This window comes from Streptosporangium subroseum, assembly GCF_900188345.1.
Classification (GTDB): domain Bacteria; phylum Actinomycetota; class Actinomycetes; order Streptosporangiales; family Streptosporangiaceae; genus Streptosporangium; species Streptosporangium subroseum.
In genome coordinates this window covers 346665-369495 of sequence record NZ_FZOD01000001.1, presented here as the reverse complement: position 1 = coordinate 369495, position 22831 = coordinate 346665, and the positions used below count along the sequence as shown (strand labels likewise).

General features: G+C 69.4%; 16 protein-coding genes. 7 read left to right on the top strand and 9 right to left on the bottom strand.

Features of this window, described 5'->3' with window-relative positions; genetic code table 11:
• Nucleotides 1–107 precede the first annotated feature (107 nt).
• Nucleotides 108–830: an SIR2 family NAD-dependent protein deacylase gene (locus CHC08_RS01695; protein WP_089205406.1), complete on the bottom strand. Its 723-nt coding sequence runs from the start codon at nt 828–830 to the stop codon at nt 108–110.
• Between the two features lie 465 nt (nt 831–1295).
• Between CHC08_RS01695 and CHC08_RS01690 the strand changes: the two genes are divergently transcribed.
• Complete coding sequence (locus CHC08_RS01690) at nt 1296–2534, top strand: hypothetical protein (RefSeq protein WP_143653056.1); 1239 nt, start codon at nt 1296–1298, stop codon at nt 2532–2534.
• Nucleotides 2535–2538: 4 nt separating this feature from the next.
• Entirely contained in the window at nt 2539–3306 is a 768-nt protein-coding gene (locus tag CHC08_RS01685) for a DUF2786 domain-containing protein (RefSeq protein ID WP_218825063.1), read from the top strand.
• A 92-nt stretch (nt 3307–3398) separates the two neighbouring features.
• Here the strand turns inward: CHC08_RS01685 and CHC08_RS01680 are convergent, their stop codons facing one another.
• The 4 genes from CHC08_RS01680 to CHC08_RS01665 all read right to left on the bottom strand — a co-directional run bounded on the left by CHC08_RS01680 (nt 3399) and on the right by CHC08_RS01665 (nt 11516).
• Nucleotides 3399–4640: a TIGR02679 family protein gene (locus CHC08_RS01680; protein ID WP_245878065.1), complete on the bottom strand. Its 1242-nt coding sequence runs from the start codon at nt 4638–4640 to the stop codon at nt 3399–3401.
• Nucleotides 4641–4729: 89 nt separating this feature from the next.
• Nucleotides 4730–8809 (bottom strand): TIGR02680 family protein, encoded by a 4080-nt coding sequence (locus CHC08_RS01675; RefSeq protein ID WP_089205310.1) that lies wholly within the window; start codon nt 8807–8809, stop codon nt 4730–4732.
• A complete protein-coding gene (locus CHC08_RS01670; protein ID WP_179281834.1) occupies nt 8806–9972 on the bottom strand; it encodes a TIGR02678 family protein in 1167 nt (388 codons plus the stop codon). Before CHC08_RS01670 ends, CHC08_RS01675 begins: the two co-directional genes overlap by 4 nt.
• Complete coding sequence (locus tag CHC08_RS01665; RefSeq protein WP_089205309.1) at nt 9969–11516, bottom strand: TIGR02677 family protein; 1548 nt, start codon at nt 11514–11516, stop codon at nt 9969–9971. The genes CHC08_RS01670 and CHC08_RS01665 overlap by 4 nt, the downstream gene beginning before the upstream one ends.
• Before the next feature lie 162 nt (nt 11517–11678).
• Here CHC08_RS01665 and CHC08_RS01660 point away from each other — a divergent pair, with 162 nt between their 5' ends.
• The 4 genes from CHC08_RS01660 to CHC08_RS01645 all read left to right on the top strand — a co-directional run bounded on the left by CHC08_RS01660 (nt 11679) and on the right by CHC08_RS01645 (nt 15268).
• Nucleotides 11679–12869 carry an AAA family ATPase gene (locus CHC08_RS01660; RefSeq protein WP_245878063.1) on the top strand — a complete coding sequence of 397 codons (1191 nt, stop codon included), beginning with the start codon at nt 11679–11681 and terminating at the stop codon, nt 12867–12869.
• A complete protein-coding gene (locus tag CHC08_RS01655) occupies nt 12869–13537 on the top strand; it encodes an RloB family protein (protein ID WP_089205308.1) in 669 nt (222 codons plus the stop codon). The genes CHC08_RS01660 and CHC08_RS01655 overlap by 1 nt, the downstream gene beginning before the upstream one ends.
• Before the next feature lie 211 nt (nt 13538–13748).
• A complete protein-coding gene (locus tag CHC08_RS01650) occupies nt 13749–14087 on the top strand; it encodes a calcium-binding protein (protein WP_245878062.1) in 339 nt (112 codons plus the stop codon).
• A gap of 2 nt (nt 14088–14089) precedes the next feature.
• A complete protein-coding gene (locus tag CHC08_RS01645) occupies nt 14090–15268 on the top strand; it encodes a hypothetical protein (RefSeq protein WP_089205307.1) in 1179 nt (392 codons plus the stop codon).
• Nucleotides 15269–15465: 197 nt separating this feature from the next.
• Here the strand turns inward: CHC08_RS01645 and CHC08_RS01640 are convergent, their stop codons facing one another.
• Both CHC08_RS01640 and CHC08_RS01635 read right to left on the bottom strand, forming a co-directional pair.
• Nucleotides 15466–16893: a S28 family serine protease gene (locus tag CHC08_RS01640; protein WP_089205306.1), complete on the bottom strand. Its 1428-nt coding sequence runs from the start codon at nt 16891–16893 to the stop codon at nt 15466–15468.
• A gap of 348 nt (nt 16894–17241) precedes the next feature.
• Nucleotides 17242–18405, bottom strand: coding sequence for a DUF2207 domain-containing protein (locus tag CHC08_RS01635; RefSeq protein WP_143653054.1), 1164 nt, complete (start codon nt 18403–18405; stop codon nt 17242–17244).
• A 697-nt stretch (nt 18406–19102) separates the two neighbouring features.
• Here CHC08_RS01635 and CHC08_RS01625 point away from each other — a divergent pair.
• On the top strand, nt 19103–20722 hold the full coding sequence (locus CHC08_RS01625) for an acetyl-CoA acetyltransferase (protein WP_089205304.1): 1620 nt from the start codon (nt 19103–19105) through the stop codon (nt 20720–20722).
• Nucleotides 20723–20986: 264 nt separating this feature from the next.
• Here CHC08_RS01625 and CHC08_RS01620 read toward each other — a convergent pair whose 3' ends face one another.
• Both CHC08_RS01620 and CHC08_RS01615 read right to left on the bottom strand, forming a co-directional pair.
• Entirely contained in the window at nt 20987–21628 is a 642-nt protein-coding gene (locus CHC08_RS01620; RefSeq protein ID WP_089205303.1) for a response regulator transcription factor, read from the bottom strand.
• Nucleotides 21625–22734, bottom strand: coding sequence for a sensor histidine kinase (locus CHC08_RS01615; RefSeq protein ID WP_089205302.1), 1110 nt, complete (start codon nt 22732–22734; stop codon nt 21625–21627). The genes CHC08_RS01620 and CHC08_RS01615 overlap by 4 nt, the downstream gene beginning before the upstream one ends.
• Nucleotides 22735–22831 lie beyond the last annotated feature (97 nt).

Below are 22831 nucleotides of genomic sequence, written 5' to 3'. Positions count from 1 at the left end.
GGGCCAGAAGGCGTCGCGATCGCGACCCCGGTAGGGAAAGTCAGGGGATCCGGCACCTGGGCCGTCGCGATGGCCCAGGTGCCGGGGGGAACGGAGCTGAGACTGGGTTACTCCTGGGAGAGGCGGGCGAGGAGGCGGGGGACGGCGACGCCGATGGGGTCGCGGATCACCTCGGTGGCCAGCTCGTCGTAGGGAGTGGGATCGGCGTTGACGATGACCAGGCGAGCGCCTGACTCCACCGCGATCCGGGCCAGCGAGGCCGCCGGCTGCACCTGCAGCGACGTGCCGATCACGACGAACACCTCACACTGTTCGGCCGCCTGGATCGCCCGGGTCGTGGTCTCGGCGGAGAGCGCTTCGCCGAACATGACGGTGGTGGTCTTGAGGATCGCGCCACAGTCCAGGCAGGCGGGGTCGGGGTCGCCCGCGTCGATCCGGTCCACGGCCTCTTGCAGGGTCGAACGGGCGGCGCAGCCGGTGCAGACGACGCCGAACATGTTGCCGTGCAGCTCCAGCACCCGCCCGGGATCGGATCCGGCCTTCTGGTGGAGGCCGTCGACGTTCTGCGTGATGAGCCGGTCGAGCTTCCCTGCCTTCTCCAGCTCCACGAGCGCCAGGTGGGCGGGGTTGGGCTCGGCGCTCCAGGCGGGGCTGTCGCGGCGGAACAGCCAGGAGCGGCGGCGGATGTCCGGGTCGTCCAGGTAGTAGTCGATGCTGACGAGCTTCTGGTAGTCCGGATCGGCGCGCCACAGCCCGCTCGGTCCGCGATAGTCGGGGATGCCGGACTCGGTGGAGATTCCCGCGCCGGTCATGACGGTGATCGCGTTCATCGTGAACTCCTTCTGAGGACTGATCGTCGCCGACGTCGACCGTGCTGACGGGCTCGCCGGTGAGCGATCGACGTCCGGCACGGTCATCTCGGGCGGCATCATGATCAGCGGATACTACGCCGCAGGTGCCCTTGCCGTCCTGAAGGAACAATCACCTCGTACGGTGTGAAGCGAGGTGAGGCCGCGTGGTGCCGGCGGAGGCGAAACGACCGTGCTGGATCATCGCAGGGGTGGGGCCGTGGTGCCGGCAGAGCGAAACAACCGTGCCGGATCATCGCCCGGGTGGCCGGGCGTCGATCAGCTGGTCGAACGCGGAACACTCGGCCGGGGCATTCCCGCCGGGCGCCTCGCCAAGCTTCTGCGACCGGCGCCGGCTGACGGCAGCGTCGCAACGACCCGACCAAGGGCGCCACGCCCGGAGACCTGGGGGCTCCGGGCCGAGTCGATGCCCATACAGTGAGTGTCGTGGATCGAGTAGAAGTCGCGGTGCGCAGGCCGCAGGGTCCGGATGAGCGACTCCGCGTGGGGACGGTGCTTTCACGCACCGGGACCCTCGCCAGAGTTCAGTGGAACGACAATGGAGCAGTAGAGGAGAACGTACGGCTCGGCGGTGAGAATCTGCTGGCCATCGCAGGCACCCGGCGGCATCAGTTCCTGATGGACCTGCCCGCCCTCATCGAGCGGTTCACCTCCGATCCCGTCGCCGTGGTTGTGGAGCTCCTTCGTGAGAGCTCGAAAGGGCTCAAGGCCCAGGCCATCAAGGAGCTCCTCGTCGAGCTCGGCCTAGAGCCGGCGGCGGTGGACCGGGCGTGGAGGGGCGTGCAGGCGAAACTGGCCAAGCGTGACGACGTGCGCTTCAGGGCGAACACATACAGATGGGTGTGGCCGCGTCCGGCCGAGGACGTGATCGATTCTCCAGATCCTTCCGCCGAAGTCGAAATGACGGTTCCTCCGGTTGAAGCCGAAACGACGGCTTCTCCGGTTCCCAAGGCCGACGTTGAAACGACGGCTTCTCCGGTCGACGTCGAAGCGATGGATATCCCGGTTCCCGAGGCTTCTCAGGCCGAAGCCGAAGCGACGGCTCCTCCGGTTACTGAGATTTCCCCGGTGGCTCCCACGGTTTTCTCCGCGGTTCCCGACGCGGTCCCGGAGATTCCTGCGGCTCCTCCGGCAGATGCCGGCGCGAAGGCGACCGGGCCGGAGACATCCGCGCCGATCCGGAAATCCTCCTCGCGGTCGGCCGACGTGGCCGCGGCGGCAGAAGACCGGAAGTCCTCCTCGCGGACGGCAGAGGCGGCGGAAGAGCGGGCACGGGTGCTCGCCGAGCGTTGCGAACGCCTCGAACGGGACCTGCAGAGCGCGAACGACAGGGCGATCAAGCTCCGTACCACCCAGGAGCGCCGGCTCCAGATCGATGTCGTCCGCGCGCTCGCCGGTCTCGCCGCCGAGATCGAGGAGATGGTGACCGGCAGGGCCACCCCGGAGATCATCGTTGAGCGGGTACGGAGCCTCGTCGCGGGGCAGGCGCTGCACCCCATCGGCACGGTGGGCGAGGAGTCCGGCTTCGACCCCGCGCTGCACGAACCCCTGGCCGGCGAGCTGGAGCCCGGAACGCCGGTGAGCGTCATCCGTCCCGGATATCTCTGGACCACTCCCGAAGAGATCCTCCTCCACAGGGCGCTGGTCGAGCAGGTGCGAGCGTAGTCGGTTGAGTGCGAGGCGGAGCCCCGGCCCGGGTACGAACGGTGCCCCGGGCCGGGCGGTCGATGAGCGGATGCTGACCCGGGTGCGGGCGCTGCTGGCCAAGGCCGAGTCGACGGAGTTCGAGGCCGAGGCCGAGACGTTCACGGCCGCGGCCCAGTCGCTGATGGCCCGGCACAGCATCGACGCCGCGATGCTGGCGGCGGAATCGGGCGGCCGGTCCGGCGCCGAGGAGCCGCAGGAGCGCCGGTTGAGCATCGACGCGCCGTACGAAGTACCCAAGCTGATGCTGCTGAACGCGGTGGCCTCGGCCAACCGTTGCCGTTCGATCTGGCACAGGGAGCTGGGGTTCGCCACGGTGCTGGGCTTCCGGCCCGACCTGCACGCGGTGGAGGTGCTGTTCACCTCCCTGCTGGTGCAGGCGGTCACCGCGATGACCCGTGCCGGTTCCCGTCGGGACCACTCGGGCCGCTCGCGTACCCGTTCGTTCAGGCAGTCGTTCCTGGCCGCCTACGCCCAGCGGATCGGGGAGCGACTGCTCGACGTCACCGGTGAGGCAGTCCAGCAGGCGTCCGCCGAGACGGGCAGGGACCTGCTGCCGGTGCTGGCGGCGAGGAACCAGGCGGTCGACGACAAGGTCGAGCAGCTCTTCCCCAAACTGGGCACGTTCGGCCCGAGCGCGATCAACAACCGCGAGGGCTGGATCGCCGGCCTGGTCGCGGCCGACCAGGCCGTGCTGGACACCCGTCCAAAGATCCCCGAGGGAAGCTCCTGACCCTCTTGGGCGCCATCATGATCAGCGGACGCCACACCGCAGGCGCCCTTGAGTTCCTGGCGGTGGACCGTCCCCTGGACGCCTGCCAGTAGTCAGAGGTCCGCGGCCAGATCGGCGAGCAGGTCTCCCAGCACCAGTTCCTCCTCAATACGTACGGCCCGGCGCAGCATCGCGGCCGAGAGCGCCGGATCCCAGGGCGTCGGGCGCGGGCGGCCAGTGAGGGGGGCCCGCGAGGGCGTCACCTCGTAGGAGGCGGCGTCATAGCGCCACGGCCGCCACCCGACTCGCTCGTGAACGGCTGCGGCGATACCGATGCCGCCCCAGTCGAAGTCGCCGTGGTAGACGAAGCCGGTTCCTCCGGCGGCGAGCAGGTCGAGGAGCCGCCAGACGGCCGCGGAAGGTCTGCCGCTGACGCATACCAGCCCCGGGCAGAGCGGTCCGAGCGCGTCCGCGGCGGCGGCGACCACGACGGGGTTCTCGCAGATCCGTACCAGGCCCGCGGCGATGGGTGTCTCGTGGCGGCACAGCTGACGCAGGGTGAGCACGCACGGCTCGCCCGCCTCACGGGCGGCCGCGAGCATGCGTCCGGTGGGAGTGCGGTCGTCTCCAGGCAGTCCCAGGCAGACGACGGTCGACGAGAGATCGTCGAGGTGGACCCCGACGGCGGCCCACGCCTTCCTGCGAGCGTCGGCCGTGCCCTCGCCGGCGTAGGGCAGGCCGCCCAGGGCACGGGCAGCCGACATCGCCTGCGTGGCCAGCGGTCGACCCTCATCGAGGGCGTGCGCGTCACCACAGCTCTCGGCCGCCAGGCGGCCGATCGGAATACCCGGGGACGGCAGGCGGCGCAGCACCTCGGCGAGCTGGTCCAGAAGGACGCGGGCCTCGCCGGGGCCGGGGGCGCTCCGCCGTACCTGGCCGGTCGAGTCCAGCCACGAGCGCCAGCCGTGCAGCTCCGGGCGGGCTGCCACGACCGCGTCGAGTTTCGCGCAGGCGTCACGCCAGGCCGCCTCCCATTCGGCGTTCTCACGAGGGAGGTCACGGACGGGGCCGTGCAGCACGACGACGGCGGCGGCCAGACCGTCGTGGCAGGCACCGCTGGAGCGCAGGACGCGGTCAACCTCGTCGAGGGAGACCGACAGCGAGGTGCCGGTACCCGCGCGGCGACCGAGAAGCCGTTCGATCGCGCGGCGTTCGTTGGGCGAGGCCGCGCCCAGGGTGACCGTCCCGGTCAGCGGCCTGCCCTGTTCGAGGCGGCGGCGGGCCCGCTCGACCAGCCATGCGGTCTCCGGGGAGCCGAGCAGCCGCTTCAGCCGGTCGTTCATTCGATCAACCATGCGATCTCCGGGAGCCGAGCGGTCGCTTCAGCCGGTCGTTCATATGAGTAGTCCATCGCGTTCCGGGAGCAGCCGCTCCGGCCGGTCACTCACGCGAACAGTCCGTTGTGTTCCGGCTCGGGCACGATCACGGCAGGTCGCAGATCAGGCCGTTCCATCCTGCGGCGCTCGCGGCCGTCCCATCGCCACGTGGTGACCAGGACGGCATCGATGCCATCGCGCCTGGACAGCTGGCAGATCGACAGCCCCGGCACCTGCGGGTAACACCCCCACTCCCGTTCGCTGGTCATCACCACGTCCATGTCGAACGTCGCCAGCAACCCCAGGCACTTGGCGCGCGAGTCGTCGTCCACACCGGCGAACGCCTCGTCGAGTGCCACCAGCCGCGGCGCGTGGGGGTTGCCCGCCGACTTGTAGTGGGCCGACGCCGCGGCGAACAGCGGTACGGAGGCGGCGAGTACTCGCTCGCCTCCCGAAGCCGGGCCAGTGGCGGTGCGCCACTGGCCATCCTGCAGGCGCTGGATCGCGAACTCGTGCCAGGTCCGGTAGTCCAGCGCCCTGGTGAGTTGCTCGGTCCGTCCTGCGGCCGGGTTGTCGGCATACTCCCTGGCGATCTCCTCCTGCAGGAAGGCCCCCACCGTGGCGCGGTCCTCGACCGACCAGGCGTCCACGGTCTGGCGGAGCTTCTCTCGGATCCGGTCCAGCCCGCCCGGGGCGTTTCTGGCGGTTTTCCAGATCAGGCGCAGCCGCATACCGGTGGACGTCGGACGGGACTCCAACTCGGCGTTCATCTCCCGCACTTCGGTCTCCGCCGCGCCGATCAGCTCATGGAGGGTGCCGGCCACCTCGTTGAGAAGGTGGTTCTCCAGGAGTTCGCGCTCCTTGGCCGACAATAGCTGCGCCCGGTTCGCGGTCTCCTCCGACAGAGCCTCCGCCAGGCCGGGAATGTCCCTGGTGCGCCCTTGGAACAGCACATCGACGACCATGATCCCGTCCCGCAGGGTCAGCCCGACCGAATGACCATGCCTGGCCATGGCGTCGGAGAGTAGCTTATGCTCCTCGGTGACCCGCTTCTGGATCCTGTCCCATGGGCCGTCACCGTCGTCGACGCCGTCGAGTTCGGCGTTGACCGCTCGGGCGAGGAGGACCGCGGGGGTCGCCGCCCATTCCGCGCCGGGATCGGGAACCTCCACCGAGGGTATGGCGACGCGCAGCAGACCGGTGGCGGCGAACCCACGGAACTCGGCGACCGCTGCGTCGCGCACCGATCCGGCCTGTTCGATCTCGTCGCGCAGGTTGTCGCGTTTCTCCTCGGCCTTGCTCTGCTCGATCAGGGCGGTCCGCTCATCCTGTCGGGTGGCGTGTTCGGCGACGTCACGCTCCCGCATGGCCTGCCGTACCTCGTCCAGGCGGCGGTAGAGCTCCTTGACGCCGGCTTCGGCGGTCTCCCTCAACGCCCGGTACGTCTCTGCCGCGGCCTCCGCCCGCTCCCGCGTCTCCGCCGCCTGCTGGACGGCCTCCCTGTGCCGTTCGAGGGTGTGAGAGAGATCCTCGGCCGCCGCCGTCGCTCTCTCTCGCGCGTCAAGTGTCGCCTCGGCCGCGGGCCAGAGCCGGGCCAGGGCGAGACGGTAGTCGGCCACCCCGGTCTTCACCGCCGCGAGCTCCGTCGCCTCCATGGGCAGGCCGACATCCCCGGCGAACTCGACCGCCGGCGCCCGAGCCGCGTCCACCTCCGTCTGCCGAGCGGTCATGGCGTCGAGCGCCGTGCGGTGCGCGTCGTTCAGCTCGCGTTGCCGCTCATGCTGGGAGGCCAGTTTGACGTGCGCCTCCCGCAGACGGGCGTCCGACGGTAGCGCGCGGTGCTCCTCGGCGAGCGCGCGCTGCCGTACGGCCAGCGCCGCCAGCGCCCGTTGCGACTCCTCCAACCGCTCGCGCGCTTCGCTCAGCTCTTTTCGCAGCTGGGCGAGGCGCGCCCGCCTCGCCGCCTCCCGCGCGCCTTCACCGATGTGCTCGGCGTCCTTCTTGCGCCAGGATCCGGCGAGCACGCCGTTGGCCCAGCGGCCGTCCGCCGCGACCCAGGTGGCCGCGCCGGGACCGAGCCCGATGGCGGCGAGCACGGCGTGAACGGCGGTGTCCGGCAGCGCGCCCGCCCGAGGGTCGGCGCGGTCGACCGCGGGACGGAGCACGGCGGAGCAGGACAACCCCGCGACAGCCGTACCCGTGAGCAGGACGGTGTCGTCCTCCGTCACGAGCGTGCCCGACGGGGTGACCCAGGCGTCGAGGATTCCCGAGGCTTCCAGTGCGGCCTCCAGATGGGCCCGGTGGTCGGCGGGGACCGCCTCGACGAAGTCGACCGCTTTCCAGAACGGCGCGCCTGGGCGATCCGCGCGAGTGCCGGGCATCCGGGTGTGCGGGACGGGCGGGGCGTCGTGGCCGCCCGCCTCCAGCCGGGTGATCTCCTCCGCCAGATCCGAGGCGGTCTGCCGATGAAGGCGTAACCCGGCGTCCAGCCCCGCCTGCTCGCGGCCCAGTTCTGTGATGGCCGCCCGGGCGGCGTCGTTGACGGCGGACGCCGCGGGGTTGGGGCCCTCGGCGCTGACGGTCCAGGACTCCAGCGTGGCGAGCACCGCGTCCGGGTCGTCGATCCGCAGCTCGGCCACCTCGGCGAGGTAGCCGATGTAGGCGTCGATCAGTTCGGAGGCCCGCCCATCCGTGTCCTGCTCGGCGGTGAGAATGCGCTCGGCGGACGCCTGGAGCTCGTGGGTCAGCCGGTCCACCTCGATGCGGGCGGAGCCAAGCCGAGCCTGGGCTCGGGCGACTACCTCGAACAGGCGGTCGAGCTCGGCCACCGCCTGGGACTGCCGATCGGACAGGTTCTCGGCGGCACGGCGAGCCCCGGCGAGGTCTTCCTCCCAGCGGGCCACGACGTCGAGGTGTGCCTGTTCGCACAGAGCCTGACGAGCGGCCCACGCGGCCGAGTCTCGCGCGGTGGACAGCTCGCGCGCGGTCTGCGCGGCCTTGCTCCCGGCGATGTCCGCCCGGCCCTGGCGGCGCCGGGTCTCCGCGGCCAGGCCGTCCCTGTCCCTTTCCCGGTCCCGCGCGTGCTCGGCCTGCCGCCGGGCTTCCTCGCAGACCAGGTCGAGTTGCTTGGCGTCGCGCATCTCGGGGCTTTTTTCGAGGGCTTCCTTCCGGGCCTCCAGTCGCGTCCGCGCCGCCGCCAGTTCGGTCAGTGACTCCCGCGCCGTCTTCAGGTCGCCCTGAGCCACGGTGTAACGGCTCTCGGCCTCGTTGACGTCACGGCCGAGCTGTTCGTAGCGGCTCTGGGCCGTACGGGGCACCGCGGCCTTGCGCTTCGCGGCGATCCTCGCGTATCTGCTGTAGCAGCCGAGGAAGTCGATCGCGGCCCCGCTGGCCTCCTCCAGCGCCTGGAGGGCGTCGCGCTCCTCGTCGAGTCCGCGGAACGCCTCGGCCACCGTGTTGATCAGGGAAGGGCTCAGCGGGGGCAGCGCTTCGGTGAGGGCACGGGAGAGCAGCCGCTCGTCCGGCTTCTTGGACAGCTGCGGCTGGCGGAGCTGGATGAGGAGGTTGACCAGGGACTCGTAGCGATGCTCGCCGAGGCCGAACAGCGCCTCGTCCACGGCCCTGCGGTAGTCGGAAGCCCGGTCATAGACCACGCCGTGCCCGTCGACGGCCTCGCGCAGCTTCTCCCTGGTGAGAGAGACACCGGCGGGGGAGAGGAGATCCAGTCCGGCGCCGACCCGCTGGGGGGTGACGAAGAACCAGTGCCTGACGATGCCGCGGTCCTTCACCGCCTTCAGACCGCAGCCGATGGTACGGAACTCCATGGTGCCGTCGGCGGCTCGCCTGCCGAACTCCATCCAGGTGTAGCCGAGCCGCTCGGGGTGCGGATGCTTGCCGCCCAGCAGGAGGTTCCACTCCATCCGCTTCTGGCGGTCGCCGTCGGGCTCCACGCGGTGCGGCGCGAGCTCCCCGTCGAGAAGGAACGGCAGCGTCAGAGCGAGGACCTTCGACTTGCCCGTGCCGTTGTTGCCGCGCAGCAGTAGCCGTCCGTCGTGGAACCGGAACTCCTCGACGTCGTAGTGGAACATGTCGACGAGCCCCGCCCTGAGGGGTTTCCAGCGTTCGGAGGTCGGAATCGGGTGCGTCACCGCCGGGCCTTTCCTGGTTCGCGGATGGTCGGCTTGTCGAGGGCGTAGCGGGCGATCGCCGGGAGACCACGTACACGATCCGGGTGGATCTCAGCCAGCCTGAGCGCCACCAGCCTGTCCAGCGCGACGGCCAGGAGCTCCTCGTCGGCGCCCGGCTCGGTCACTCCCTTGCGCCAGAAGGTGGTGTGATCGGCGGCGGCCCGCCGTACGAAAGCACGCAACTCATCCGTGCTCGTCTCGCCGTGGACAGCCAGGTGCTCGGCCACCAGCAGCGTCACGTGCCCGTCGGTGCGTTGCTCGGGCATGCGCACATCGGTCAGCTCGTCGTCGGGGTCGACCATCGCGATGCCCTCGGCGCGGATCTCGGGCAGGAGCCCGGTCGCCTCCTCGATCCTGCGAGTGATCGCCTGGCGCTGGGAGACGAGATAGGCACGCTCAGCCTCGTCGAGGTCGTCGTAGTAGACAACGGGATCTTCCAGAAGCCTGCGGGTGAGCCTGCGGCGCATCGCCTGATTACGCAGGTCGTCGGTGTCGGCGACGGGTTCGGCGGTCAGCTCGGCCAGCCGCTCCTCAAAGGCGGTGGCGTTGATCGTCGAAGGGCCGCGCGCCGGAGCGAGGAGCGTGGCCAGCACGGACCTGCGCACGTCGTAGAGGACGTCGCCGGTGGCCGAAAGGTAGGCGTCCTCGTCGCCGGCGACCCTGCGCAGCGCGCCCCAGTCGAGCAGCGTGCGCACGACGGCCACCAGGTCGGCCCTCTCCGCCCGGCTGTCCAGGGTGAACGCGACGCCGAGCTCCGGTCCGGCCGTCGCGTCGAGCACCTCCTCCGCGAGCCGGCCAAGTGTGGTCTGGGCATCCGCCCTTTCGAGCACGGCAAGTGCGAGGCAGAGCACGACATAACGGCGGCGGCCGAAGGGCTCCTTGGCCCGGCCGCGGGCCGGATGGGTGGCGTCGTGGAGAGCCGGGGCGGTCTTGAACAGCCGGGCCGCCTCCGCATCGGCCAGCAACCGCCAGCCGGTCTCACGGCTCAGCCAGTCGCGCAGCTCGGCCAGGTGGCGGCGGACGAGCACGAGCTTGTCCGCGTCGTTCTCGACGGTGAGCAGCGGTTTGGCCAGCAGGGCCCGTAGCGCGGCCCGCCGCTGCGCCAGCTCCTCATCGCGGATCACGGCGCCGCCATCAGATCGATGATCTCAACGAGGTGTTCGGGGCCGGTGAGCACCCCGTCGTCGGTGCGGATCTCGATGTGGCCGCCGTCCGGGACGAGCGAGAGCCGTACCTCCATCGAACCGTCGCCGGTCACGGTCTTCACCTCGGTGTCGCCGGGCAGGCGGGCGGCCAGGGCGTCGCCGAGCAGCGCGAGGAAGAGCCGGAACGCCCGCGGATCGAGGACGTCCAGCTCCGACAGGAGAATCGGCCCGTCGGTACGGAGTGCGGCGCGGGCCCCGGCGGTCTCCGCGGCCTCGCGCTCCACCTGCTCCCGCAGGAAGGCGCGGGCCTGCGAGCGGTCCTGCACCCGGTTGGGTTTTCCCCGCCGTTCGTAGGAGCCGGTCCTGCGCAACTGCGGGGAGATCCGGACCGGTGGGGCGGCGTGCCAGGGTGTGTTCGGGGCCAGATCCTCCTCCTGCCAGGCGCTCACGGTCTCGGCGGTGACGGAGAGGTGCCGCGCGGACGACAGGCCGAAGGCCGCACGCCACAGCCGGTGTGTCGCCGCCTCGTCCGGCGCCTCGGCGAACCAGCGGGCCAGGGTGCGGAAGTCGGCCGAGCGGTCGGAGCGGCCCGAACGGCGCTCGTTGATCAGGCCAACCGCGTCGATCAGCTGTTTGATCGCCGTCACGGCCGCCTGCCTCAGTAGCCGGGCCTGCGAGGGGTGGCTGGTGCCGCGGGAGACGAACCAGTCCTTCAGGCCGCGCCAGCGGTTCTGCCACGAGCCGAGCGCCTCCGCTTCAGCCCTGGCGTACGCGTCGGCCGCGTCCGCTCCCTCCGGTATGGCGTCGGCGGCCTCCCGCCGCGCGGCCAGACGCAGCAGCTTCTCGTGATCGCTCGCCTCCAACTCGGTCAGGAGCGTGGCGATACGGGCACCGGAGTTGGCGAGATCGGCGATGAAGCGGTTGATGTAGTCGATCAGCCGCTCCTTGTAGGCGATGAAACCCTCGACGTCGCCGTCGGAAAAATCGATTGCGCGGCGCAGCGACGACATGAAGGCCTGGGCGTTGTCGGCGAGCGAGGCGAACCGCTCGGCCAGGGAGAGCAGCAGCAGGTGCGTCTTGGCGGGATCCGGGTCGGCCTGTTTCGCCAGCGCCGCCAGGGAGTGGAGCTGTTCGGCGATGTCGCCGAGGGCCACCGACTGCAGTGCACCTCGCCGGCCGATCGCCTCCTCGTAGAAGGCGATGGCCTGCTCAGCCGCCTGACCGGCCGCTGTGAGCTGGAACAGGAACCGCTTGCGGTGAAAGTCCTCGACGGAGGTCACCCTGCCGGTGTCGGCGTCAGCGCGCAGATTTCCCCACTCGGTTAGCTTCTCCAGCGCCTGCGTGAGCTGGTCGTCGCTGTCTCTCCCCACCTCGGCGGCGACGTCTTCGGGCCGCAGATGCACGGTGAAGCGCTCTTTCGCCTGCGCGAACGCGCGGAGCACCTGACGGTAGAGTGGCGCGTTCGGTGCGCTTAGATGGGCGAAAGGCTGAAGATCCCGGTGAGTCGACTGCGATAGGTCCATCACCGTGTCATTTTGCCTGATGGATGCGGCCGATGTTCCTGATAGCGGTGTCACGGTGAGGACGCAGAAGATCCTGCCCGCTACGCTGTGCCGCGTGAGGTGGACGGCATGTTGCTGAGATTCCGAGCCGCGAATGTACGATCCCTGCGGGATGAGCAAGAATTGACGTTCATCGCGTCTCCGGAGACGGCCGCCGCCCGCAAGGTAGAGCTGGCCGATGGACCGACCTGGGTTTATCCCCTGATCGGAGTCTTCGGCGCCAATGCTTCGGGGAAGTCCAATGTCCTCGCTGCCCTGCGCGACATGCGGGACGCCGTGCTCAACTCCTACGCGCTCTGGGCCTCGTTCCGAGGTGTGCCGCGCTATGTCTTCAGCTTGGACTCCAAGTGCGTTGGCGAGCCGTCCTTCTTTGAAGTCGACGTTGTCATCGACGGTGTGCGCTGGACATATGGATTCGAGTTGGGCCCTGAGCGGGTCGAGGCCGAGTGGGTGCACAGTTATCCGCGGGGCCGCCGTCAGGAGTGGCTGGACAGGGACGCATCCCGGCCCGAGCCCTACCACTGGCCCGGGAACCGGGTCCGGGACCGCGCCCAGCTTGCACGCCGTACGCGTCCCGACGCACTGCTGCTCTCCACCGCCGGTACTGACAACCATCCACAGCTTTCCGCACTCTTCTCTTGGTTCCAGAACAACCTGGGGTTCTTCGTCGGCCCGGAGGTGGAGCCGGAGAAACGCTGGGGGTCCACTGCGTTGCAGCTGGAGGGGGATCTGGGCCCGCGTATCCGGGAGTTGCTACGGGTTGCCGACCTCGGTATCACCGGCGTTGATGTCGATCGAGGGAAAACGCCGCAGGGGGGACGGCATCCGATCCAGCTGTTGCATCGGTCGGCGGGTGGGGGGGAGGTCGCCTTCGACTGGCAGCAGGAGTCCTTCGGGACCCGCTCCTGGTTCGCGCTGCTCGGTCCGATGCTGCAAGCCCTGGAGATGGGGGCGGTGCTGCTGATCGACGAGTTGGACGCCAGCCTGCACTCCCGGATAGCGGCCGAGGTCATCCGCATCTTCGCCGATCCGGATGCCAATCCAGCGGGCGCGCAGCTAATCTTCACCTCGCACGATGCGACCCTGCTGAGCAGTCCGAGCGGCGAGCGACTGCTGGAACCGGAGCAGGTCTGGCTGACGGAGAAGGACGAGGACGGCGCCACGCAGCTGTACTCCCTGACAGAGGCGCAGCCGGGCAAGGAGGAGAACCTGACGGTGTCATATCTGGAAGGGGCGTTCGGTGCGGTGCCCGACGTGCTGGAGGGCCAGATCGCCAGGCGAATAGCGGCAAGGCGGGAGCCGGGTCAGAGCTGATGGCCAAGAAGGCAAGAGGCAAGGACGTTCTTCTCCCGGCGCCCAAGGGGAGCCGACGACAGCGCGCCGTCTTCGTCTTTACCGAGGGTAAAGTCACAGAGCCGAAGTACATCGAGACAATCAAGGCGCTGGTGCACGTGCCTGCGAACGTCCGTATCGCAAACGAACGGGCATCGGATTCCAACCGCACTCCTGCCGATCTCCTCTCCCTGGCCATCAAGTTGTTGGAGGAGAAAAAGCAGGAGGACAGCAAGGCGAATCTGCCGCAGCCGATGCGGACACAGGTCTGGTGCATCTTTGATCATGACGGCCGGGAGCAGAACGAGCTGAACAGCCTGTTGACGCGAGCGAAGCGGCACGGCGTTGAGGTCGCCTTCTCCAATCCATGCTTTGAGATCTGGCGACTGCTGCACCTCAAGTCGGCAAGCGGTACCTTCGGCGGCGTCTGCGGTCAGGTCGAGCAGCGGCTTCCCCAGGAGTTTCACCAGGTGCCGGGCGGCATCAAACACGTCGTTTCCGAACAGATCAGTGGCAGGTTCGAGATCGCATGGAAGCGTGCGCTGGAGATGAACGGTCGGCATCCCCAGCACTTGGCGCTGCCCAGTAGGGATCCCTACACCGACGTTCACCGTTTCGTGGAGCAGGGCATGGGCGTCACCGCCTACTGAGCGCTCAAGCCGATGCTGCTGAACGTGGTGGCCTCGGCCAACCGTTGCCGCTAGATTCGGCACAGGGAGCTGGGATTCGCCACGGTGCCGGACACCTGCCCGAAGGTCTCCGATGGAAGCTCCCGACCCTCTGGGGCGGCGTCACGATCAGCGGACACTACACCGCAGTGCTCTGTGTCCGATGCGGAAGCCGAGATGACATCATGGTCCCGTGCTGCCCTGGCTAGGCTTGGTCGCCGTGACAAAACTGAGCAAGGCGGAGCTGGACGCGTTGGTCGAAGAGGCCACGGTCGACGCTTACAACGAGGGTGAGCAGCTTTCCGGGTTCCACGTCATGATCGCCGACAACCTGGCGATGCCGTTCCAGACAACCGTTCTGGGCGTCGAGGTCACCGTCAAGAAGATCGAGCTGCTCATGGGGAGCGGGATCGTGGCGATCTGTATCCGCGGGTCGTATCGGCAGGCGATCGGCATCCTCGATCTTCCGTTGCCGACTCCGCGGCCCGAAGGCTCGGAGTGGATCGACGCCTACCGGCACTGGGGACCCTGACGGTGAGTACGTACCAGTACTACGAGTTTCTGGCGGTGGACCGTCCACTGGACGCCCGTCAGCAGTCGGAGGTCCGTACGCTGTCCACTCGGGCCCGGATCACCGCCACCACTTTCACCAACGAATACCACTGGGGCGACTTCCGCGGTGATCCGAATCGGATGATGGAGCGCTACTACGACGCCCATCTGTATCTGGCCGACTGGGGCACTCACCGGGTGATGCTCCGGCTGCCGCGAACGCTCCTCGATCTCGATGTCGCCGAGCAGTACTGCGTCGGAAACCAGGTAACGGCGTGGGTTTCGAATGAACATCTCATCCTTGACCTGAGCAGCGAAGATGAGTCGGGCGAATGGGATGAGGGCGCGGAGGACTCCCTGTCGGCCATCGTCGCTGTCCGCGCCGAGCTCGGCGCCGGCGATCTGCGACCCCTCTACCTGGCCTGGTTGTCGGCCTTTGGCGCCTGGGAGCGTGATGAGGATGCCTTCGGCTACGCCGATGAGGACGAGCTCGAACCTCCGGTGCCGGCGGGGCTGGGATCGCTGAGCGCGGGGCAGCAGGCCCTGGCCGATTTCCTCCGCATCGACGCTGATCTGCTTGCTGTCGCGGCCGAGGCGAGTCCGGCGCAGGCCGTCGTGCGGGACGATCCGCGCGAGCTGGCCACGTGGATCGCGAACCTGACCGAGCCCGAGAAATCCGACCTGCTGCTGCGGGTCGTCCGGGACCAGGCGGCTGCGGTCCGCATGGAACTGTTGCGCCGGTTCCACGGCGAACCCAAGAACGACCATGGTGATCTTCCCCGGCGTAGCGTGGCTGAACTGCTGGACGCCGCGGCCGAGCGCCGTCAGGAGCGCGGACGCCGCATCGCGGCCGGACGGGCCGAGGAAGAAGCCCGTCGCGAACGGGAGCGGGCACTGGCCCGGGAGAAGCGGCTGGAAGCGCTGGCGCAGGACGAGGACGGAGCCTGGCTACGGGTCAACACGATGATCGGCACCAGGAAACCGGGCGAGTACGACGCAGCCGTCGAGCTTCTGGGGGACCTGAGGGCCGTGGCCGAGCGGGCCGACCGTCTCGACGGGTTCACGAGGCGCTTCATGCTCCTGCGTCAGGAGCATCTGCGTAAGCCCAGTCTCATCGAGCGTTTCGACCGCGCCGGGCTCACCGATCCGCCTATGAGCTGACGGGAACGTCCCGGAGTTTTCGACCACGTCATCAGACGGCGGCCCACGCGTTCCTACGGGCGTCGGCCGCCCCTCGTCGGCGTAGAGCAGCCCTCAGCGCACGGACGGCCGGTATCGCCTGCGTGGCAACGGCCGGGTCGTCGCCGAACGCCTCGCCTGCCGTACGGCTCGGGTGAGCCGTACGGCAGGCCGCGGGCTCAGGACGGACGGCGGACGGGGAGCATGTTGTCGTCGGGGATGGACGACGGCGACGGGGTGTTCCGCGCGGTCGGCGGGACGTCGGCCACCCCGGCCCAGCGCCGCAGGGTCGCCGTCGCCGCCTGGCGGTCGGTCTCGGTCAGACCGGCGATGTTGGCTCCGTGGTTGGCGCCTGGCGCGACGTACAGGTAGGAGTCTCTCCTGCTGGGCGTGAACCGCTCCGCGCTCCACGGGTCGTTCGCGCCGTAGACGAACATCATCGTGCTCGACTGCCTGCGCACCCAGTGGTCCACGTCCAGCATCGGCAACGGTTTGTGCGCGGAGCGCAGCTCGGCGGGCAGGACCGAGTTGGGCTGGTAGAGACCGGGATAGCGGGTCAGGCCGCGCAGGTGCTTGAACTTCAGCTCGGGCCAGCCGAGCTGGTTGGCCGCCTGGTAGTAGTACGGCGCGTAGTACTCCATGCCCTGGTCGGTGTAGAACAGGAAGCCCGCGACGGAGTCGATCCAGTTGTAGATCTCGTCGTCGGAGGCCGTGGCGGGCGGCACGGTCGCGCAGTCGGCCACGCTGGAGTACTGCCAGAACGCCCACACCGTGTCGAGCACCGTCATCTCGAACGACCGGTCGGCGGTGCCCAGCGTCCGGGTGAAGGTCTGGTTGTTCAGCGCGGCGGCCGCCTCCAGCTTGGGCACCAGCCGCTTGCGGCGCTTGAGCGCCTCCTTCTGCACGTTCTCCAGCGAGGTACGGCAGGCGGCGTCGCCGACCTTTTCGAAGAACGTGTCGTAGGCGCCGTCGGAGGGGTTGACCCGGTCGTTCGGCGCGACATAGGCCACCACGCCGTCCACGTCGCCGGGGTAGAAGCGCCGGTGGTAAACCGAGGTCATGCCACCCTTGCTCGCACCCGTCTGGATCCACTTGCCCGAGTAGACCGTCTTGAGCGCCTGGACGATGCGGTGCTCGTCACTGGCCTCCTGCCAGATATCGAGCTTGCTCCAGTTCGCCGGATCCGGCCGGGACGAGCGGAAGAACCGGTGCTCGACCGAGACCTGGTTGCCGTCGAGCAGCCGCGTCGGCTCGGTCCGGGAGGCGGTCGGGTTCACGGCCAGGCCGTACCCGCCGGTGAAGAGCACCACCGGCGCGTCGTCGGACCGGTGCAGCAGGGTGAGCCGCTGCTGGTACGTCCCCCGGCGGGGGTCGCGGTGGTCCACCGGTTGGGTGAGGCTGAGATTGAAGAACCGGTAGCCGGTCGGCTGGGTCTCGGAGACCACGCTCAGGCCGGGAATGGCCTTGAGCCGGGCCAGCAGGGTGTCCTCGGCTGTCACGGCGGCCTGAGTGGCCGGTTGCGTCTGCGCCGAGGCGGGCAGGGCGACGGAACCGGCGGTGAGCAGCGAGAGGATGAGGGCGGGGAGCACCCGGGATCGCACGATCATGTCTCCTGGGGGGTGGTGGTCGGTCACCGGAGATCACGAGGTCAGGTCAGGGGAGATGGGTCTCATGCTCCGGTGACTACCGAGAAATAAAGAGATCATCGTTACCTTAGTAACATTTGTCGCGTTTTAGGAGACGTTCGCGGCGACCGGATCAGGCCGGAGTGCCGTCCTCGTACGGCGGCGCCCGACTCGGGGCGGCAGGGCCGAGGCGTGCCGGACCCCGGCGGGCGTACGCGGACAGTGCCTCGCGGAATCGTGAGCCGGCTTGGGTCCGTCCCTCATGAGGCGGCTGACAAATCCAATGCGTAGGAGGCGCTCGGATGCTCCGTGAGTGCGCAGGTGGAGGTTCTAGGAGTGCCGTTCGTGCGAGATGACCTCGACGAGACTTCGGGTGCGTGGGTTGACCAGCAGCCGCACCGAGTCGCCTGGCCGCACGCGGCGGTAGAAACGCTCGCCGACCTGATATGACGGCACCGGCTCGGATTGCCCGTCGTCCACCGCGACGTAGTGGTCCGTGCGTGAGCGGGGAGGGTCCGAACCCGTTCTCACCTCGTGAGTCCACAGCGAGACCACTTGACCGGTCACCTCTGCCCGAGCGGGCGTCCGGCGTATGCGGCGAAACCCACGAACCGCCCCGACCAGGGCGGTGATCCCCGCCACCAGGAAGAGCCCGCCGATGGCTCGCGCCTGCCAGTAGTCGATCCATTGCACCCCGGTGCCGACGCCGAGACAGAGGACCGCGCCGAGGGCGGAGGACCACGGGGAGTCCGGCGCGGGGCTCCGGTCGACCTCGACCCTGTGCCATCCGCCCCGCGACGACCACGTCTCAGCGTCTCCGGACTGCTCTAACGCCGCCGCGATCGCGTTGGTGTGCTGGTCGCCGCCGGTCACCGCCTCGCTGTGCGTGTCGGCGAACGCCCGGCCTGCCGGAGTCACCCTGCGCCTTGGCGCGCCACCGCCCACCGTCCATGCCGCCCAGACCAGCCCAACAAGGCCGAAGAACTGTACGACGACCCAGCTCACCACATTCAGTGTCAGGATGCCGGGGACAAAGAGGAGGACGGCCAGCAGGACCGGGACGGTCCTGGTGCGCCAGCGTCGCTCCGTCAGGCCGAGCTCGTCCGAGCTCTGCCGTACCAGGGGAACGAACTCGGCCTGTAGGTGGTCCGGATCCGGCACCACCGCCTCCAGCGGAGCCTCGTCCATGCCGGCCATGCGGGCTGTGACCTGCTCCAGCGCCCACCTCTCGAACGGCCGCAGCGGCTCCTCGGGCTGGTGCGCGGAGTTCGAGACACGTTCCCGGTCCACGTCGAGCCATCCGCGTTCGGCCAGGTCCAGCAGAGCCGTCAGGTAAAGGTGCCGGGCGGGCAGGCCCCTCACCAGGCCGAGCACGCTGGGAGGCACCGGACCGGGGGAGACCTGCGGAGATTCTCTCCGGTCGGTCAGGGAGATCGCCCAGCGATATGCGGCGAACCACACCACCCACGCGACCGCTGCCCAGACAAGATCCATCTTGCGGTATTACCACGCTATGTCCGAGGCGTCCATAAGCCCAGATGAGTTCGCCCCGCCTGGCCGCCGCCTGGCGCCCTGCTTGTTTCAGGCGACTTCGCCCTCCTGCCGACTACCGGGATTCGACTGCGTTCTCTGCCGGCACGGGCCGCGAGTGTGGCGATAGTCCCGTTGGCCTCCACGGTGACGGCGGCTCAGCAGGTCGCGAGGTTCTGGTTCGCCGACGGGGCCGCCAACCTGAAGAACGCCACACCGTACGCCGTGCGGACCGCGGTCAGTGGGGAACGCCTGTCCACGGACATCGTCCCGGACGGCCCTCCGATTTCCATCGTGCCACTGGACCGGCTCTATCGCTTAGACGGCCCCGTTCCTGCCGCGTCCGCCATAGGGGCGGGCGCGGTGTCAGGGTCTGGAGGAAACCGGTTCTGACCGCCGACTTGCACGGTCGGTAGCACGGAAGGACGTGCACGCCTCCGAGTCGTCGGCGAGCGCACTGTTGCGATCTTGAAGGCGTGAAAGGCGCTGACCACGCCGCGCTGCCGCCCGCGTCGCACCTGTACAGGCCATCCTCATCCTGCGACCGGTTGAAGAGGGCCGTTGCTCAGGATGAAAGGGCTCAGTCCCCTGTCGGAATCCATAGATGTTTTACGTCTATAAATGGGTTGGCCGCCTGTTGCACGCCATGTGGAGGTCGAAAATGACCAGCCAGGACATCGATCCCCGCACGCCGATCCTCGTAGGGGTCGGGCAGATCTCGGAGCGGGTCGACGAGGCCGGCTACCGGCGCCTGTCACCCGTCGAACTGGCCGCCGAGGCGGCGGGAGCGGCCATCGCCGACGCGGGTGCCGATCCCTTAGCGGTGGTCGCGACCGTCGAGGTCGTCGTGGGCGTGCGCCAGTTCGAGATCTCCGTTCCGGGCGTGCCCTCCTCGATGGGCAGATCCGACAACTACCCGAGATCGGTGGCCAACCGGGTAGGTGTGAGGCCGGCCCGCGCGATCCTTGAGGTGACGGGCGGCCAGGGACCGCAGCACCTGGTGAACGAGTTCGCCGCCGTCATCGCGGCCGGGTCCGCCGAGGCCGTGCTCCTCTTCGGCTCGGAGGCCATCTCCACCATCCGGCACCTCGCGAGCGCCGACGACCGGCCGGACTTCGGCGAGACCGTCGGCGGAGACCTGGAGGACCGCGGCTACGGTCTCGAAGGTCTCGTCTCCCGGTTGCAGGCCTCCCACGGCCTGGCCGGCGCACCGAGCCAGTACGCCCTGTTCGACAACGCCCGGCGCGCGCGGCTCAAGCAGACCCGGCAGGAGTACGCCGACGGGATGGGCGCGCTGTTCGCGCCGTTCACCCGCGTCGCCGCCGCCAACCCGCACGCCGCCGCCCCGGTCGAGCGCTCCGCGCGGGAGCTCGTCACCCCGACCGAGAAGAACCGAATCATCGCCGATCCCTACACCCGGTACGTCGTGGCGCGGGAGAAGGTCAACCAGGGCGCGGCCGTACTGCTCATGTCGGCCGGCGCCGCCCGGCGGCTCGGCGTTCCCGAGGACCGGTGGGTGTTCCTGCACGGCCATGCCGACCTGCGCGAGCGCGACCTGCTGGACCGCGTCGACCTCAGCGTGAGCCCCGCCTCGGTCATGGCCGTCAGGCACGCCCTCGACGTGGCGGGGATCGGTGTCGACGACCTTCACACCATCGACCTCTACAGCTGCTTCCCGATCGCGGTGTCCAACATCTGCGACGGGCTCGGCCTGACCGCCGACGATCCGCGCGGGCTGACGATCACCGGCGGGCTGCCCTTCTTCGGCGGCGCGGGCAACAACTACTCGATGCACGCCATCGCAGAAACCGTCCAGCGCCTGCGCGCCGAGCCCGGCACGTACGGGCTGGTCGGCGCGAACGGCGGGTCGCTGAGCAAATACTCCGTCGGCGTCTACTCCACCACGCCCGCCGAATGGCACGCCGACGACAGCGCCGCGCTGCAGGCCGAGATCGACTCCTGGCCGGGCGTCGACGTGGCCGTGGAGGCCGACGGCTGGGGCACGATCGAGACCTTCACCGTCAAACACGGCCGTCGCGGGCGCACCGGCATCGTGGTCGGGCGGCTGGAGACCGACGGCCGCCGGTTCCTCGCGAAAACCGAGGACGGCGACGAGGAGATGCTCGACCTGCTCGGCACGGACGAGCCGATAGGCCGCCGCGTCCACGTCCGCTCCTTCGACGTCGGCAACCGCGTCACGACCACCCGCACGCGGATGGACGAGCTCTTCCCGCCCCGCCCGGCCGTACCGCGCGACGACGAGCAGAGCTCTTCCACCTGATCAGAGCGGTAGGCATCGCGGACAACGGGCGAACCCAGCCGATCATTGAGCCGGTCCAGGGTCTGGTCCGCGCCCGCTTCACGCCGACCGTGAATACGAGAACCGCACCCACCACGATGCGGGTCACCGTGAGAAACCACATCTGCGACCCTCGGGCTGGGCATTGAGAATTGAACCCGGCGCAGTGGCCATCCTTCAAGAAAGCGCTGCCACAGGTCAGGACACCATGACCATCGAAGCCCCATCGGACGGTCCCGATGTGTGTCAGCGCCCCGCCCGATTCGCGAGCACCGCCAGAGCGATGCGGTTCTGGCAGCCGGTCTTGGTCATCACGCTGGCGACGTGGCTCTTGACCGTGGTGATGCCGATATACAGCCGCTCCGCGATCTCCCTGTTCGACAGCCCCTCGGCGACGAGCGCGAGCACCTCATGCTCGCGTCCGGTGAGCGACGACGGCAGCGCGGGAACCGCGGGCGGCGCCCGGTGACCGGAGGCGGCCTGGTCCACCAGTCTGCGCAGCGGCGACTGGCTGAACATGCGTTCTCCTCGCGCCGCCCCGCGGATCGCGTTCAGCAGGTCGCCCGGCGGGGCGTCCTTCGTGACGAAGCCCACCGCGCCCGCGGCCAGCACCGGGTAGAGATGATCGTCGTCGTCGAACGTGGTGACGGCCAGCACCTGGGTGGCGGGGCGGGCGGCGACGATCCGCCGAGTGGCGACGATGCCGTCGATCCCCGGCATCCGCAGGTCCATCAGCACCACGTCGGGCATGAGCCGCGCGGCGAGCCGTACCGCCTCCTCGCCGTTTGTGGCATCGCCCACCACCTCCAGGTCCGGCTCGGACTCGCACAGCATCCGCAGGCCCAGCCTGACCAGCTGCTGATCATCGGCGATGAGTACGCGGATCACGGCAGCACCGCCGACATCCGCCAGCCGCGCTCGGTCGGTCCGGCGTCGAGACGCCCACCGAGCAGGCTGACCCGCTCGCGCATGCCGATCAGCCCGTAGCCGGTTCCGCGCTCGGGCTCTCCCGCGCCGTCGTTGGATAGATCCATCCGTACCGCTCCGTCCTCGGCCAGGCTGACGCACAGCCTGACGCGGGCCGAGGGGCCCGCGTGCTTGACCACGTTGGCCAGCCCCTCCTGGGCGAGCCGGAGCACGGCCAGGCCGCGTACGGTGTCGAGCCCGGCGATCGCCGGATCGACGTCGGCGCTGACGTCGAGCCCGTTACCACGCCCGTGCTCGACCACGGCGTCGAGCGCGGCGGGCAACCCTTCGGGCCGCACGATCGACGCCGGCTCCCTCCCCGGGGCGCGCAACACCTCCACCAAGGTGCGCATGTCGGCGAGGGCCGCGCTGCTGGTCGCGTGCAGACCGTCGAGGAGCTCGTCCACCCGCGGGTCCCTCGCGGGCAGCACGTGCTTGGCCACGCCCACCCGCAGCACCATGGACGACATGTGATGGGCGACCAGGTCGTGCAACTCCCGCGAGATGGCGGTGCGCTCGGCCAGCCGGGCCTCCCGCAGCCGCGCCTCGCCGCGCTCCCGCTCCCGGTCGGCGGCCTGCAGGCCGAGCCGAACGTAGGCGGCCAGCAGCAGCGGCACGCCGACCACCACGGAGATGCGGAACAGGACCGACGGCAACTGCTGGGGGAGCTCGTCGAACAGGTTGACGCAGACGACCGTGCCCAGCGTCGCGGCGCCCGCCGCCACCTGCCTGCCCGGACGCCGTATGGCCAGATCGAACAGCAGCACGCAGGCGAGCACCTTCATCGCCGGCACGGCGGCGAAGCCGTACAGGTCGGCGCCGGCCAGCAGCCCCGTCTGGAGCAGCAGCGAACCGAACGGCGACCAACGGCCGAGCATGCTCAGCGCGAGAGCGCCCAGCGCGAGGGCCCAGTCTCGGGCGTTCACGCCGGGCTCGAAGAACAGCAACTGCCCGATCAGACAGAAGAGCAGCACCAACGTGCGGGTCAGAACGCGACCGGGCTCGAAGGCCCGTTCGATCCATCTCACGGTCCCATCGTAGGTCGGCGGAGCCGGCCCGGCCTCCTGCGCCGGTAGGAGGTCACATCCTCCCAGTGGCCGCCGACCGCGGCCCGTGGCATGAGGC

What these genes read in the sequence shown, in the direction of transcription:
- CHC08_RS01695 (WP_089205406.1), bottom strand. Translation starts at nt 830, where the DNA reads ATGAACGCGATCACCGTCATGACCGGCGCGGGAATCTCCACCGAGTCC.
- CHC08_RS01680 (WP_245878065.1), bottom strand. Translation starts at nt 4,640, where the DNA reads ATGGTTGATCGAATGAACGACCGGCTGAAGCGGCTGCTCGGCTCCCCG.
- CHC08_RS01665 (WP_089205309.1), bottom strand. Translation starts at nt 11,516, where the DNA reads ATGGACCTATCGCAGTCGACTCACCGGGATCTTCAGCCTTTCGCCCAT.
- CHC08_RS01655 (WP_089205308.1), top strand. Translation starts at nt 12,869, where the DNA reads ATGGCCAAGAAGGCAAGAGGCAAGGACGTTCTTCTCCCGGCGCCCAAG.
- CHC08_RS01640 (WP_089205306.1), bottom strand. Translation starts at nt 16,893, where the DNA reads ATGATCGTGCGATCCCGGGTGCTCCCCGCCCTCATCCTCTCGCTGCTC.
- CHC08_RS01635 (WP_143653054.1), bottom strand. Translation starts at nt 18,405, where the DNA reads ATGGATCTTGTCTGGGCAGCGGTCGCGTGGGTGGTGTGGTTCGCCGCA.
- CHC08_RS01625 (WP_089205304.1), top strand. Translation starts at nt 19,103, where the DNA reads ATGACCAGCCAGGACATCGATCCCCGCACGCCGATCCTCGTAGGGGTC.